General features: G+C 28.0%; 11 protein-coding genes and 1 pseudogene. 11 read left to right on the top strand and 1 reads right to left on the bottom strand.

The features are described from left to right. Positions 1–191: 191 nt before the first annotated feature. From NSA58_RS07395 to NSA58_RS07365, 7 genes are all read left to right on the top strand, one after another. Positions 192–719, top strand: coding sequence for a sigma-70 family RNA polymerase sigma factor (locus NSA58_RS07395; protein ID WP_257560334.1), 528 nt, complete (start codon positions 192–194; stop codon positions 717–719). After that, positions 712–1,563, top strand: coding sequence for a DUF6241 domain-containing protein (locus NSA58_RS07390; RefSeq protein ID WP_074080228.1), 852 nt, complete (start codon positions 712–714; stop codon positions 1,561–1,563). The genes NSA58_RS07395 and NSA58_RS07390 overlap by 8 nt, the downstream gene beginning before the upstream one ends. A gap of 74 nt (positions 1,564–1,637) precedes the next feature. Then, entirely contained in the window at positions 1,638–2,927 is a 1,290-nt protein-coding gene (locus tag NSA58_RS07385) for a hypothetical protein (RefSeq protein WP_257560333.1), read from the top strand. 93 nt (positions 2,928–3,020) lie between these two features. Then, on the top strand, positions 3,021–3,779 hold the full coding sequence (gene surE / locus NSA58_RS07380) for a 5'/3'-nucleotidase SurE (RefSeq protein WP_257560332.1): 759 nt from the start codon (positions 3,021–3,023) through the stop codon (positions 3,777–3,779). A 134-nt stretch (positions 3,780–3,913) separates the two neighbouring features. Further along, a complete protein-coding gene (locus tag NSA58_RS07375; protein WP_257560331.1) occupies positions 3,914–4,870 on the top strand; it encodes a D-2-hydroxyacid dehydrogenase in 957 nt (318 codons plus the stop codon). A gap of 240 nt (positions 4,871–5,110) precedes the next feature. Then, a complete protein-coding gene (locus NSA58_RS07370) occupies positions 5,111–5,596 on the top strand; it encodes an RNA polymerase sigma factor (protein WP_039681084.1) in 486 nt (161 codons plus the stop codon). A gap of 2 nt (positions 5,597–5,598) precedes the next feature. Continuing rightward, positions 5,599–6,795, top strand: a complete 1,197-nt coding sequence (locus NSA58_RS07365; protein ID WP_039681083.1) for an anti-sigma factor C-terminal domain-containing protein — start codon at positions 5,599–5,601, stop codon at positions 6,793–6,795. A 96-nt stretch (positions 6,796–6,891) separates the two neighbouring features. Here NSA58_RS07365 and NSA58_RS07360 read toward each other — a convergent pair whose 3' ends face one another. Continuing rightward, positions 6,892–8,040 (bottom strand): site-2 protease family protein, encoded by a 1,149-nt coding sequence (locus NSA58_RS07360; RefSeq protein ID WP_052233133.1) that lies wholly within the window; start codon positions 8,038–8,040, stop codon positions 6,892–6,894. A 411-nt stretch (positions 8,041–8,451) separates the two neighbouring features. On the opposite strand from NSA58_RS07360, the pseudogene NSA58_RS20975 reads away from it, so the two are divergent. The 4 genes and pseudogenes from NSA58_RS20975 to NSA58_RS07345 all read left to right on the top strand — a co-directional run. Further along, a pseudogene (locus NSA58_RS20975) lies at positions 8,452–8,607 on the top strand (Mor transcription activator family protein); the annotation flags it as partial. A 304-nt stretch (positions 8,608–8,911) separates the two neighbouring features. Beyond that, the gene (locus NSA58_RS07355; protein WP_039681082.1) at positions 8,912–10,792 is read left to right on the top strand and encodes an AAA family ATPase; all 1,881 of its coding nucleotides are present in this window, start codon (positions 8,912–8,914) and stop codon (positions 10,790–10,792) included. A gap of 3 nt (positions 10,793–10,795) precedes the next feature. Next, positions 10,796–11,839: an ATP-binding protein gene (locus tag NSA58_RS07350; protein ID WP_074080127.1), complete on the top strand. Its 1,044-nt coding sequence runs from the start codon at positions 10,796–10,798 to the stop codon at positions 11,837–11,839. 1 nt (position 11,840) lies between these two features. Next, positions 11,841–14,205 (top strand): cobaltochelatase subunit CobN (locus NSA58_RS07345; RefSeq protein WP_257560330.1); only part of this gene is annotated, 2,365 nt, incomplete at its 3' end.

The following is a 14,205-nucleotide window of genomic DNA, read 5'->3' as shown; positions in this document are numbered from 1 at the left end:
CTAATTAAAATAATAAAATTTATTTAAATAGAGCAATGGATGTATCTGAAGTGAAGAAAAGATATATCGTTGGCGACATGAAATGTTTCGCCGACACGTCGCTCAAGCGAAGCGAATTTTTTATAAAAAGTTAAAACCTTTTATTATAAATTTATGTCTAATAATTGAAAACAAAAATGAAAGGAGTAATCATGGAAGATATACTTTTAGTGAAAAGAGCTATCAAAGGTGATAGGGAAGCTTTTGAAGATTTGATAAATATGTACTTTGATAGATTATATAAAGAAGCGTATTTGAGATGTAAGCATGAAGAAGATGCTAAGGAGGTAGTACAAGAAACGATTTACAAAGCTTATAAAAATATAAAGGGCTTAAAAGAACCGAAGTATTTTAAAACTTGGGTAAGTAAAATTCTTATAAATGTATGTAATGATTATCTAAGAAAAAATGGAATGATTGATTTGGAACATGATGAAAATGATTATGTTAAAAAAGTACATAATGACGATGAAGTGGAAATTAAAATTGATTTATATAATGCAATGGATGAGTTGGAAGATAAATATAAAGATGTAATCATACTTAGATATATAGAAGACTTGAAGGTTGAAGAAATATCCAAAATTTTGGAACGTCTTGCAAATACCATAAAGACTCATATTAGGAAGGCAATAAAGGAAATGAAAAACCTGCTAAAGGAGGATTACATTAATGACTAAAAAGAAAAAAGATATTAATTTGGATAATGAACTAAATGAAAATTTAGAAGATGTGACAATAGAAGAAATTGATAAAGATATGGAAGATTTTTATATAGATGATGAAAAAATAGAAAATATAAAATACAATTTTGATAAAGAAAGATTGATAAAAGATGCTATAGATAAAGCTGAAAAAGATATGACTAAAAGTAAAATTAAAAAGAAATACATTAAAATAGCTGCCAGTATAGTGGTTTTAATTTCTATAGGAGTGTATAGTCCAGCTTTAGCTTATCGTATACCACCAGTAATGAAGGTGTTGGAAAAAATAAATGATACTTTAAAAATAGATGAAATAAGTGCTTCATTAGAGATAGATACCATAATACCAAAGGCTGTGGTGGAAAATAATAAAATTCATTTTGTAAAAATAACAAGATATAAAGTTGATAAAACAAAAGAAAATAAAGAAAGTAAAGATGATAATAAAGGAAGTGATAACAAGGAAAATAATAATGAGGGAAGCAATGGTAAAAATATAGTTTATGATGAGTATGGGGTGGTAAACTTTATACACCAGATGTCTAATCAAATTATTAATCCAGCTGATGGGAAAAAATTCGGAGTTATTAAAATTACACCACAAAATATTGAAATAGCCCTAAACTCAATTAAAAATATTAATAATGATGAGGCTAGAGACTATTTAAATAAAGCACTTAGAAAATGGCAAAATGGAGATTTTAATAATGCTGTTGAAGTGCATAATTACGTGTGGCATATGTTAGGTGGAGAAATTGGAATTGCCTCATCTCTTGATGAAGAAGAAATAAATAAAATTAAAGCACAGTACTTTAAGTAAAAGATATAGAGCTAACAAGATTGCCTTGGCTATAGCTGAAGGTAACGCAGTTGTTTAAGTTGGAGGGAGATAAAATGGAGTTTAATAAGAGCAAAAAGATTATGATAACAGCAATTATTTTTTTAATAATAATAGTTGCTTCACCTGTGATTTATACAAACATGAATAATAACAATACAAAGAATAAAGAAGTACCTACAGAGACTACAAATAAGAAAATAAATTTTAAATCTCAAAAGTCTTATGTGAAAATTTCTTCTTACTTACAAAAAAATGGAGATTTGTCAAAAGAAGAGTTGGCAAAATTAGAACCAAATAAAAAATTAGTAGAGTCAGATGGATATTATTATATAGGTAGTGTATATAATGGTGATAAATACAAGGATTTAAGAACGATTAATTTAGAAGAAAAAAATGAAGGTGTATCATTAACTTATTTTTACCAAAATGATAAACCAAAAGAAGCTTTGTCAGTTCAATATTATAATGCAAATAAAAATGGTTATTTAAATGGAATACATTCATTTTATAACAAAGACTCAGATGAATTACTACGTTTTATTACAAGAATAGGTACTATTTCAGCGGAAGACCAAGAAAAGCTAGTTAATCATATTAAGGTAGATTCAAAGGATAAAGAAGAATATAAAACTTATTTTAAACTTGCGAAAATAGTTCAAAGAAGTGTATCTTTTCCTAAGGAAGAATTTGAAAAATTTAATGATAAATCAATAAATCAAATAGACAAAGAAAACACCGTTGTGAAAATAAATGATTCACAGCTAGTATTTATGCATGATGAAAAGATGGAAGAAATAAGAGGACTTAAACTTATTGATAAAGATGGAACTTTATTATATACAAAATCATTTATAGGAGATGCTCCACATATAAGTGGACAAGATGAAATTTTCACAATGACAGAAATAATAAGTGACTCATTGGAAAGTCAAAATAATTTGCTAACTAAGCTAAGTGAAAATGTACAAAATTCTACACCAAGAACTGATGGAGATAATATAATAAACAATAATAAAAATCATGCAGTACAAGTTTTTTCAGCTGAAGAAGATTATGATGATATGAAATTTATGGGTGAAATATCTTATAGTAGTGAAGAAAACCCGAAAGAATTGACTATGACAAAATCTGTGGAATATGTTAAATCTAAATTGGGGGAAAATATAAAAGAAATTGATTCTAATTATATTAATAATGTGGGTGTTACTGTTGTCACATATGAGCTAAGTGATAAGACTTATAAAGTGAGATATCAACATCCATATAAAGTTGACAAAGATGGAAGTACATCAAATGAGTATGATAAAAATAAAAGTGCAGGAATTTGCATTTATGAAAAATAATAAAAAGGATGAGCTATATGCTCATCCTTTAAAAAATTTGATAATAAACAATTCTTATGGCAATATAAATATATAATAGAAGGAGGAAATCTCATGAATATATTAATAACTAACGACGATGGAATATATGCAGATGGAATTATAGAATTAGCAAAGGAAATATCAAATATTGCTAATGTGTACGTGGTAGCACCAGAAAGCCAAAAAAGTGCCACAGGACATTCTATAACTATACATAGTCCAATAATGGTACAAGAAACTGATATGGGTGACAAGATAAAAGCTTACTGTATATCAGGAACACCAGCAGATTGTGTAAAAGTAGGAATAGAAGGCATATTTAAAGATATAAATTTTGATTTAGTTTTAAGTGGAATAAATAATGGTCCAAATTTGGGAACTGATGTTATATATTCTGGAACAGTGTCAGCAGCCATAGAAGGGCTTGTTTTAAATAAACCATCTATTGCTGTGTCATATAATGAATTTAAAGTAAAAAGTGAAGTTTATAAAGAGGGAGCTAAACATATAGCTCAGCTTATAAATAATATAAAAGATAAATTACATTTGTTAAATGACTGTATATTAAATGTAAATATACCAAACACTGAGGTGAAAGGTTGGAAGATTACAAAATTAGGGGAAAGAAAATATGACAATGTAATGGAAGAGCGAATAAGTCCTTTTGGCCAAAGATATTTTTGGATAGGTGGAAGCATTAAGGATATGGAACAAGATGAAGATAGTGACATAACTTGTGTGAACAATGGTTATATATCTATAACACCTGTTAATATTGAAATGACTAATTTGGAAAAATTTGAAATGTTAAAAAATATAAAAATGTTATAATAAGGAATATCAATCGCCAACGGCCTTGAGGAACAGGCCCGTTGCTCCAGGAAGCAGTTGTATTTTATATTTTATCTAAAAAACAGATAAAATATAAAATACTTATAATTAAAAAGCAAAATAGTGGAGGGAATATGTATAATATTTTAGTTTTAATACCAATGGATGAAGAAAAGAAGAAACTATTAGAAGAAAAATCAAAAGGATGTAAAATAGTTTATTCTAATGAAAATGAAGTTACAAAAGAAGAAGTTCAAAATGCAAATATAGTAATAGGAAGTCCTAAGGTGGACATGGTGAAAGGATCTCCTAATTTAAAATGGATGCAGCTAAATACAGCGGGAGCAGACCAATATATAAAAGAAGGAATTTTAAGTGAAGATGTGATTTTAACAAATTCTACAGGAGCTTATGGTCTAGCAGTTTCAGAACATATGCTTGCTATGCTTTTAGAATTATTAAAAAAATTACATATTTATAGAGACAATCAAAATAAAAGATTATGGAAAAGTGAAGGAAGAGTAAGATCTATACGAGGGTCTAAGGTACTGATAGTAGGACTTGGTGATATAGGATGCAATTTTGGGGAAATGATAAAAGCTTTAGGTGGATATACAATTGGTGTTAAACGTAGAGAAAGTGCTAAGCCAAGCTATATAGATGAGTTATACTTAAACGACAAGCTGGATGAATTACTACCACAGGCTGATATTGTAGCTCTTTGTTTACCATCAACAAAAGATACTCAAAAACTATTTGATGCACAAAGAATAGAAAAGATGAAAACAGGAAGTATCTTATTAAATATGGGAAGAGGAACATCTGTTGATACTGATGCTTTATGTGATGCTGTGGAAAGTGGGCATTTATATGGAGCTGGGCTAGATGTAGTTGATCCAGAGCCACTGCCAAGTGACCATAGAATTTGGGGATTGGAGAATGTTGTGATTACTCCTCATATTTCTGGGTGGTATAATTTAGCGGAGACTTATGAGAGGATTTTTGGTATTAGTTTGGATAATTTGGAGAGATTTTTGAAGGATGAAGAGCTGTTTAATGTTATAGATTTTAATACGGGGTATGTAAAATAAAAATTAAAATAAGTAAGAAAAAGACTTTTATTTGTGAAATTTTTGCTGTGTTGAAGGATTGTACTAGGAGGCATTGTAGTTATTATATAAAGAAAAGTATTTAATAATTATATTATCCACTGGTTTATTTGCATAAATCAGTGGTTTTTTAGTTTGATGGACATATAAATTAGAAAAAATAGTAAAAAGTTTGTGACATATTGAAAACAGGTACGTTTATAAAGTGAAAGGAGATTGATGATGAATGCAGATAGTATTGAAAAATTTTATAGATTATACTCCAAAGATGTTTATATTTATACCTTTTCTCTTTGTAAAAACCAACACTTAGCAGAAGATATCATGCAAGAAGCTTTTTTAAAAGGAATATTATCATTAGATGATAATCATGAAAATGTGAAAGCTTGGCTATTTATGGTATGTAGAAATTTGTGGATAGACTATGTAAGGAAAAATAATAAATTATCTAAAATTGATATTAATGAAATTGAAATAGAAGATTGCAGTAGTAATACTTTGAAAAAATTAATAACAAATGAAGAATCATTGAATTTATATAATAAAATTATAACCTTGCCTCAATCTATGAAAGAATCTCTAATTCTTTATTATTACCTAGAAGTACCACAAGAAAAAATAGCCCAAATCATGAATATATCTAATGGAGCAGTTAGGACTTTAATTTATAGAGCTAGAAAAAATCTAAGAATGAAAATGGAGGAATAAATATGAGCTTTAAAGACATTTATGAGAAATATATAAACAATGAAGCTAGTGAAGAGGAAATAAAGATTGTAGAAGAAGAAATAGAAAAAAATGAAATTATAAGTGAGCATTTATGTAATAAAATAGATGATAATTTATTTAATGTAAATAGCAATATAGATACCAGTCATTTAGATGAAAATCATGAGATAAAGAGTAGTGGTTATAATAAGAAAAACAATGAAGAGGATATTTTATTAAAAAATATAAATAGAAAGATAAGAAATAAGTTTTTGAAAGCAGTACTTGCATCAGTAGTAATTGTAATAAGTATTTTAGCTGTAGTTAAATATATTGTATCTCCCATGATGGATTCTAAATATTACAATCCATCTGCAGAAAGAGGCGATTTTTCAACACAGTTTTTAACTGATATATCTGTATTTACTGAACTTCATTTTCCAGGAGTTATAACTAGTTACACTAATGAGGAGTCATTAGGTTATGGAAAGTATAATGTTAAGATAACCCAAAGTAATACATTTAAAAATACTGAGACAACTTATGATGGAGTAATTAATAAAGGAAATTTAGAATATATTGAAAGTGATTTTTATAAATATCCTGTGATGAATGTATTTAAATATGGGGTTTATCCTTTTGACGATGCATTTGATGATGACAGGTTACAATTAGAAGAACTAAAACAATTACCAAGTACATCTCAGGTAAGTGCATATATTTCATTTAACAAAGATATAGATATGAATGAAATTTCAAAAATGATTAAGGAGTATGATGATTTATATTTCAGTTGGGTGGGAATTAGAACTTGTGATAAAAATACTCAACAACTTCCTCAAATGGGATTTGAAAGTAGTGGAAGTGGAATTATTTTAGAAGGATTTGAAAACAGTGAAGATTATCCTTATTTAGAACTTGCAAATATTGACAAAGCATATGATGCAGATGTTTATGAAACTCATTTCAAAAGCTTAGTAAAATATATGATAGATAGCAAGGATTTCATAGAACTTCAACATCCTAATGCACATACATTTACTTATGAAGATACATTTAAATATGTTGAAAAAAATGGTGTTAAGTCTTATGGTGTTCTAGTAAATGGAAGTAAGGAAAGTATACTGAAGTTAAGAGAAAATAAGTTTGTTTACAATTTAAATATTGATGATGTGAAAGCATCACGTTATTCACATTAATATCAAGTTATTGGAATAAATTGTCTATAATGCCAGGGGGTAAATTTGTTTTCCGGTAGTTTATGCACAAACTACCGGGCTTCAGTTGTTGATGGTTTATGTAAACAACTTGCTAGTATTATACTTGTCTGTAATATAATTAACCAGTTCAACTTCGCTTTCAATCTCACCTTTTATAGGATAGGTATTTTGAACTTTTTTAAATTCCTTTAATAATTTTTCTGCTTTCTCCAAATCTTTTTCTATTATTAAAGCATAAGCATACATCAATCTTTTTCTAGCTATGTAACAATTAGTTGCCTTTATGTAGGATTTTAATTCTTTAGTATATAGTTTATTTATTTTATCCTCATCTCTATTACCCATAATCTCAAGGAAAAGTAAATCACATTTTAATTCATTTTCATAGAGTTTTATTATTTTTGGTTCATAATTTAGTAGAAATTCACAACATTTTTTTGCTTTGTCAAAATCCATTATATCTGTATAGTAGTTATTTTCAAGACATTTAATACTAGTAATTAGTGGATTACTAAAATCTGAGTTCTCATCAAGTTCAAACCATTTTTTATCCATACCTTTAAACCTTATACCCTTACTTAAAAGCCCATTTACTTTTAGCTGAGTGTAAAAACAATATTTTGCCAAATCGTTTTTTCTTATGGATATTAAGTTATATCCATCATTGGTAACACCGCCTACTTTCATAGGAATTCCATTTAAAACAAAGGTGCACACACCACTTACAACCATGGCTAATAATATTGTATCCATATATTTAGTAGTTGGAGTTATTACATATATGTAGAAACAAAAAATAGATACTAAAAGATTTAAGATTACTCCACCTAAGTTATATAAAATATAGGGGCACTCTTTATAATTATCCATCTTAGGCATCATAAGACACTGTCCACCTGTTCCTGCTATTTTAAATTTCTTTATCAAAAATTTATTATTTTCTTTTACTAAAGTTAAGCACCCTACTCTAAAGGATACAAATTCAAAGTTTGATAGTAGTCCAAATATTAAGTGCCCACCCTCATGTAATATTATATGTATGAAAAGTGTTACTGCAAAAAGAGTAAGTATGATTACCAGTTCTAAAAAGGAATTTCCAAGGGGGATATTATTTTTCATACTGTATATCGCACCTGATATACCTAGAATAAGTCCAATGATTATTTGTAGTATCCATGGTAGTGATTTATTCCATAATTCTTTGATATTTGTTTTTTTCTCCATAAATCCTCCTGTATTTTGCATGATTTGATAAGTATATTGTAACATAATAAGTGTTTGAAAAATTAAATATATATTGTGAGATAGAGAAAATGTTAGCAAGTTAAGTCATTAGAATTCTTTGAATATGATGCATGGGGGTGTGGTTGTTAACGATTTATGTCAATAACTTATAAGGTTCATTCTCATAAGTTCATAAGAACATTGTTAGCCAGAGTTATTTAGAAAAGTCACAGGTGCAACATCTTTTAGAATATTCTAAGATTTATACTACTTTGCAATATGCTATGGTAAATCATAATAATGTGAAGAATTTCTATAATAAGAAAATTTTAATGGATGATATATTCAATGATTGATCTGGTAGGATTTGATAATTTTTTAGAAGTATGTAAATTATAAGGAGGCAAAAGTGTTTATATACCGGTTTACAAAAAAGTGATCATGGGAAATCGAAATAGAGAAATTTCTAGATTATATAACGGTAAAAATATAGATAATCTAAGAAATAGATATAATATGGCCTCTCAACAAGTAAAGAGTGCGATGAAAAGAGAAGGAGTTATTTAAACGGCTGTAAACATACATCATTAGAAAATAGTAAATCCAATGTATTGACATGTATCGGATAAATATGATCAGACTTATGAAGCTTGACACTGTATATCAAGTTCTAATCAACTATAAAGGCTTCTTTTATTTATTAAAACTATTTAATATGTATTTTATTGATAAACATGATAATATCTGATACTATTATTATTGAAATAAAGCCATGAAGGTTTTGAACACAGGAAAATTTGTGTTAAACCTGCATGGCTTTTTTGCATATAAATATAAATTAAAGAGTTAACTATAAAATGAGGTTGAGAATATGATTATAAAAACATATCCATTTACTGCCGTTATAGGTCAAGAAAAAATGAAAAAAGCATTGCTTTTAAATATTGTGAATCCTAAAATAGGTGGCGTATTAATAAATGGAGAAAAAGGAACTGCAAAATCCACAATAGTAAGGTCACTTGGAAATATTATGAATGGAGAAAATAATGTTATTAACGTTCCATTATCAGTTACGGAAGATAGATTATTAGGATCCATAGATTTAGAAAAAACAATACAAAATGGAGAAGTTTATATAGAAGAAGGATTATTAAAAAGTGCTAATAAGAAAATTCTTTATATAGATGAAGTTAATTTATTACAAGATAATATTGTAGATACGTTATTAGATGTATGTGAAAGCAAAATTAATATTATAGAAAGAGAAGGAATCTCTTATTCACATGAAAGTGATTTTATTTTAGTGGGAACGATGAATAATGAAGAAGGACAACTTAGATCACAATTCTTAGATAGATTTGGTTTGTATGTAAATGTAACATCTAGTAAAGATGTCAATGAGAGAGTTTCCATATTAAAATTACTAGAAGAATACGAAATGAGTCCTACTGATTTTATAAAGAAATATATTAAAGAAGAAATAAAGTTAAAAAATCGAATAGACAATGCAAAACTTATATTACCTAAAATAAAAATAAGTGATGAACAGTTACAGGAAATGATAAATTATTGTCTTGACTATAATATTCAAGGTCATAGAGGTGATTTAGTAATAAAAGAAACAGCACTTGCAATAGCAGCATTAGATCAAAGATATTACATAAATAGTGAAGATATAAGAGAAGCCAGTGAGTTAGCTCTTATGCATAGAATGAAAAATAAAAATGAAGATGACAATAAAGATAATAACAACTCAAATGACAATAATCAAGAACAAAACAATTCTAATCAAAATAATAAAGACAAAGATAAAAATAAAAATGAAAATAAACAAAATAAAGATAAATCTAATTCTAAGCATAGCCAAGAAAATAATACAAATGATAGAAGTGATTCCATGCAGTCAAAGGTTTTTGCTATAGGCGAAGATTTTAAAATAAGAACATTTTCTCATAAAAATGATAGAACTTATAGAAATGGTCAAGGAAAAAGGACTAGAACAAAAACTAATAGTAAAAGTGGTAGATATATATATCCAACCATGCAAAGAAAAAACAATGACTTTGCACTAGATGCCACAATAAGAGCAGCTGCACCTTATCAAAAATATAGAGACAAAAAAAATTTAGCAATAAGTATAGAAAATGAAGATATTAGAGAGAAGGTAAGACAAAAGAAAGTATCAAATTTAATAGTATTTGTAGTAGATGCAAGTGGTTCTATGGGTGCCAATCAAAGGATGATAGAAACAAAGGGAGCTATATTATCATTATTAAAAGATTCTTATGTAAAAAGAGATAAAATTGCTTTAGTTTCTTTTAGAAAAGATAAAGGTGAAGTAGTATTACCACCAACTACAAGTGTTGAAAGAGGATATAAGTTATTAGAAACTATGGAAACAGGAGGAAAAACACCATTAAACAGTGGTATTTCTAAGGGATATGAAATTATTAAAAGAGAACTTAGAAAAAATCCTAATATACTTCCAATGATGATAATAATAAGTGATGGGAAAGGAAACGTGTCCTTAGATAAAAATTCGAAACCAAAAGAAGAGCTAATGCAAATTGCTAAATCAGTTAAGGAACAAAAAAAGATTAACTCTATGGTAATAGATATAGAAAAAAAGGGTCTTATGAGTTTTGGAATAGCTAAAGAATTAGCTAAGAATTTGGATGCTCAGTATATAAAAATAGATGATTTAAAAAGTGAATTAATAGTAAATAGCATTAACAATTTCAGGGGGGAATAAAAAATGTCAAAAAAATCATATCCATTTTCAGCAATAATAGGACAAGAGTCTATGAAAAAAGGTTTAATATTAAATATAATAAATCCTAAAATCTCTGGTATATTAGTATTTGGAGAAAAGGGAACGGCAAAATCAACAGCAGTTAGGGCTATTGCAAACCTTTTACCAGAGATAGAAGTTGTAAAAGGATGTAAATTTAATTGCAACCCGCATGATGTAAGTACTATGTGTAGTGAATGTTTAAAAAAAGTAAATGAAGGAAATAAGTTAGAAATTATAAAACAAAAAATGAAGGTAATAGATTTACCTGTGTCGGCAACAGAAGATAGGGTTGTTGGTTCATTAGATATAGAAGAAGCTATAAAAACTGGAACTAAAAAATTTGAAAGCGGAGTACTTGCGCAAGCTAATAGAGGGATTTTATATGTTGATGAAATTAACTTGCTTGATGACCATATAGTTGATTTACTATTGGACAGTGCAGCTATGGGTGTAAATACAGTTGAGAGAGAGGGAATATCTTTTTCTCATCCATCAAATTTCATATTAGTTGGAACTATGAATCCAGAAGAAGGAGAATTAAGACCTCAATTATTAGATAGATTTGGATTTAGTGTTGAGATAAAAGGTATAAAAGATCCTCAAAAGCGTGTTGAAATAGTTAAATATAGATCGCATTTTGAAGAGAATCCAGATGAATTCATAAAAAAATGGGAGATAGAAGAGCAATTACTAAGAGATAAAATAGAAAATGCCAGAACTTTAGTTAAAGATGTTACTATAAGTGATGAAATGTTATTATTGAATGCTAATCTTTCAATAGCACTTGATATAGATGGCCATAGAGGCGATTTAACACTTATGAAAGCATCAAAAGCAATGGCAGCATTTAATAATAAGCTAGAAGTAGAAAGAGAAGATATAGAAGAAGTAGCACATATGGTACTTTTACATAGAATGAGAAGTTTACCATTTGAAACAACAAAGAAACTAGATGAAAATAAAATAAGAGAAATTATAGACTCTTTTATGGCTGTGGAGGTATAGTATGAAAAATATTGTAGCTATTATGTGGCATGGCTCTTATAATATATTATCAAAGTTAAAGCCAAGGCTAAATGAATATACAAATTTAAAAATATATTCATCTAGATTATTAGATGAAGAAAAACAGGATATAGATGAGCTAATAAAAGATATTGAAACTTGTGATGCATTAATTTTGAATAAGACCTCTACAGATAGTATCTGGGATGAAATAGATAACATTATAGATAATATGGATAACACTAAAGTTTATATAGGAGGAGAATCTAGTTTATTTATAAATAATGAAAAAGGACTAGAAATATCAAGCAAATGCAACACATACATAACTTATAGTGGAGAAGAAAACTGGATAAATATGATTAAGTACATATTATGTGATGTGCTTAATGAGAAAATAACATATAAAGAGCCTATTGAAATTCCATGGGATGGAATATATCATTGTGACACTAATGAAATATTTGCATCTACAAAAGATTATTTAAAATATAAAAAGCAAAGTAACAAAGGTACCATAGGACTAATAACTTCTAGGGGGTACTGGGTAAATAAAAACATAGAAATAGAAAAAAAACTTATAAAAGCGATAGAAGATAAAGGATACAGTGTTATTCCTATTTTCACATATACTTTAAGAAATGAGGAAATAGGTGCAAAAGGAACAGCCAATGCCGTTAGAACATTTTTCATAGATGAAGATAATAAGCCTATAGTAGATGCAGTAATAAAGATGACTAGTTTCTCTTTAGATTCTGACTCCAAAAACTACACGAACTTAGATAATGCTAATAAAACTGATATATTAATAACCTTAAACTGTCCTATTTTTCAACCTATTACTTCATCATATATGACAGCTAAAGAATGGGAAGATGACAGGGATGGAACTATAAAAGATATTGCATGGAGCGTTGCACTTCCAGAATTAGAAGGTGTTATAGAACCAATATTTATTGGAGCATTAGATAATAATGACAATGTGGAAAGTAGAGTAGCTATAAGCGATAGGTGTGAAAAACTGATAAATAGAGTTATTAAATATGTAAATTTGCACAAAAAGCCTAATAGTGAAAAGAAAGTAGTATTTTTACTTAACAATAATCCTTGCGCCTCACTAGAAGCTTCAATAGGAGGAGGAGCAAACTTAGATACCTTAGAAAGTGTATCAAGAGTATTATCAAAAATGAAAGAATTAGGATATGATTTAGAAGATATTCCAAAGGATGGTAAAGAATTAGTAGATACTATAATGAACAAAAAAGCTATCTCTGAATTTAGATGGACAACGGTAGAGGAGATAATTAAAAAAGGAGGAGCATTAGACTTAATTGAAAAAGGTGAGTATATAGAATGGTTTAATAAACTAAGTAAAGAAGTTAAAGAAAATATGATAGAAAATTGGGGTAATCCTCCAGGAGAAACTATAGAAGGAGTATCTCCTTCTATGATATATAAAGATAAAATAGTAGTAACAGGAGTAAATTACAAAAATGCTTTAGTATGTGTACAACCAAAGAGGGGATGTGCTGGATCTAAGTGCGATGGAGCTGTTTGCAAGATACTTCATGATCCACATACACCACCTACACATCAATACTTAGCTACATATAGATACTTTGAAGAAAAATATAAGGCAGATGTTATTATTCATGTTGGAACTCATGGTAATTTAGAGTTTTTACCAGGTAAAGGAGTAGGCTTATCTCAAAATTGTTATCCAGATATATGTATAGGAAACTTACCTAATTTATATATTTATAATGCTGATAATCCTCCAGAAGGTACTATTGCAAAAAGAAGATCATATGCAACAATAATAGATCATATGCAAACTTTAATGACTCAAGGCGAGCTTTATGATGAGTTAATAGAGTTGGAAAATTTATTAGAACAATATGAAAAGGTTAAAGTAAGTGACAAAACTCAAGCACATTTATTACAACATTTGATAGTTGAGGAAATAAAGAAAGCAAATCTAGAAACTCAAATAGATATAAGTGATCATCATAACAAAATAGAAAAAATATTAGAAGAGTGCCATAAAGTACTATCTTTAATTAAAAATACTCAAATACAAGATGGGCAACATATTTTAGGAGAAACACCTGAAGGAGACAGATTAGTTGAATTAATTAATTCAATAATAAGATTCGAAGGGTTAGATAAAGAGTCTTTAAGAAATAAAATAGCATCATTAATTGGATTAAACCTAAAGGATTTACTGGATAACAAAGAAAAAATAAATGATTTATATCAAATCTCTAATGGAAACTTGTTGTTTGAGTTAGATATACTAAGCAAAGAAGTAATAAACTTATATATTAAAGATAAAAGTTTAATAGATAATATAGATATCTTAGATC

Origin of the sequence: Terrisporobacter muris (assembly GCF_024621905.1) — a bacterium.
Taxonomy (GTDB): domain Bacteria; phylum Bacillota; class Clostridia; order Peptostreptococcales; family Peptostreptococcaceae; genus Terrisporobacter; species Terrisporobacter muris.
The sequence above is the reverse complement of the archived record's forward strand: the minus strand, read 5'-3'. Positions and strand labels throughout refer to the sequence as shown.

Coding starts and splice junctions, on each gene's coding strand:
- NSA58_RS07395 (WP_257560334.1), top strand. CDS start 192: ATGGAAGATATACTTTTAGTGAAAAGAGCTATCAAAGGTGATAGGGAA.
- NSA58_RS07390 (WP_074080228.1), top strand. CDS start 712: ATGACTAAAAAGAAAAAAGATATTAATTTGGATAATGAACTAAATGAA.
- NSA58_RS07385 (WP_257560333.1), top strand. CDS start 1,638: ATGGAGTTTAATAAGAGCAAAAAGATTATGATAACAGCAATTATTTTT.
- surE (WP_257560332.1), top strand. CDS start 3,021: ATGAATATATTAATAACTAACGACGATGGAATATATGCAGATGGAATT.
- NSA58_RS07375 (WP_257560331.1), top strand. CDS start 3,914: ATGTATAATATTTTAGTTTTAATACCAATGGATGAAGAAAAGAAGAAA.
- NSA58_RS07370 (WP_039681084.1), top strand. CDS start 5,111: ATGAATGCAGATAGTATTGAAAAATTTTATAGATTATACTCCAAAGAT.
- NSA58_RS07365 (WP_039681083.1), top strand. CDS start 5,599: ATGAGCTTTAAAGACATTTATGAGAAATATATAAACAATGAAGCTAGT.
- NSA58_RS07360 (WP_052233133.1), bottom strand. CDS start 8,040: ATGGAGAAAAAAACAAATATCAAAGAATTATGGAATAAATCACTACCA.
- NSA58_RS07355 (WP_039681082.1), top strand. CDS start 8,912: ATGATTATAAAAACATATCCATTTACTGCCGTTATAGGTCAAGAAAAA.
- NSA58_RS07350 (WP_074080127.1), top strand. CDS start 10,796: ATGTCAAAAAAATCATATCCATTTTCAGCAATAATAGGACAAGAGTCT.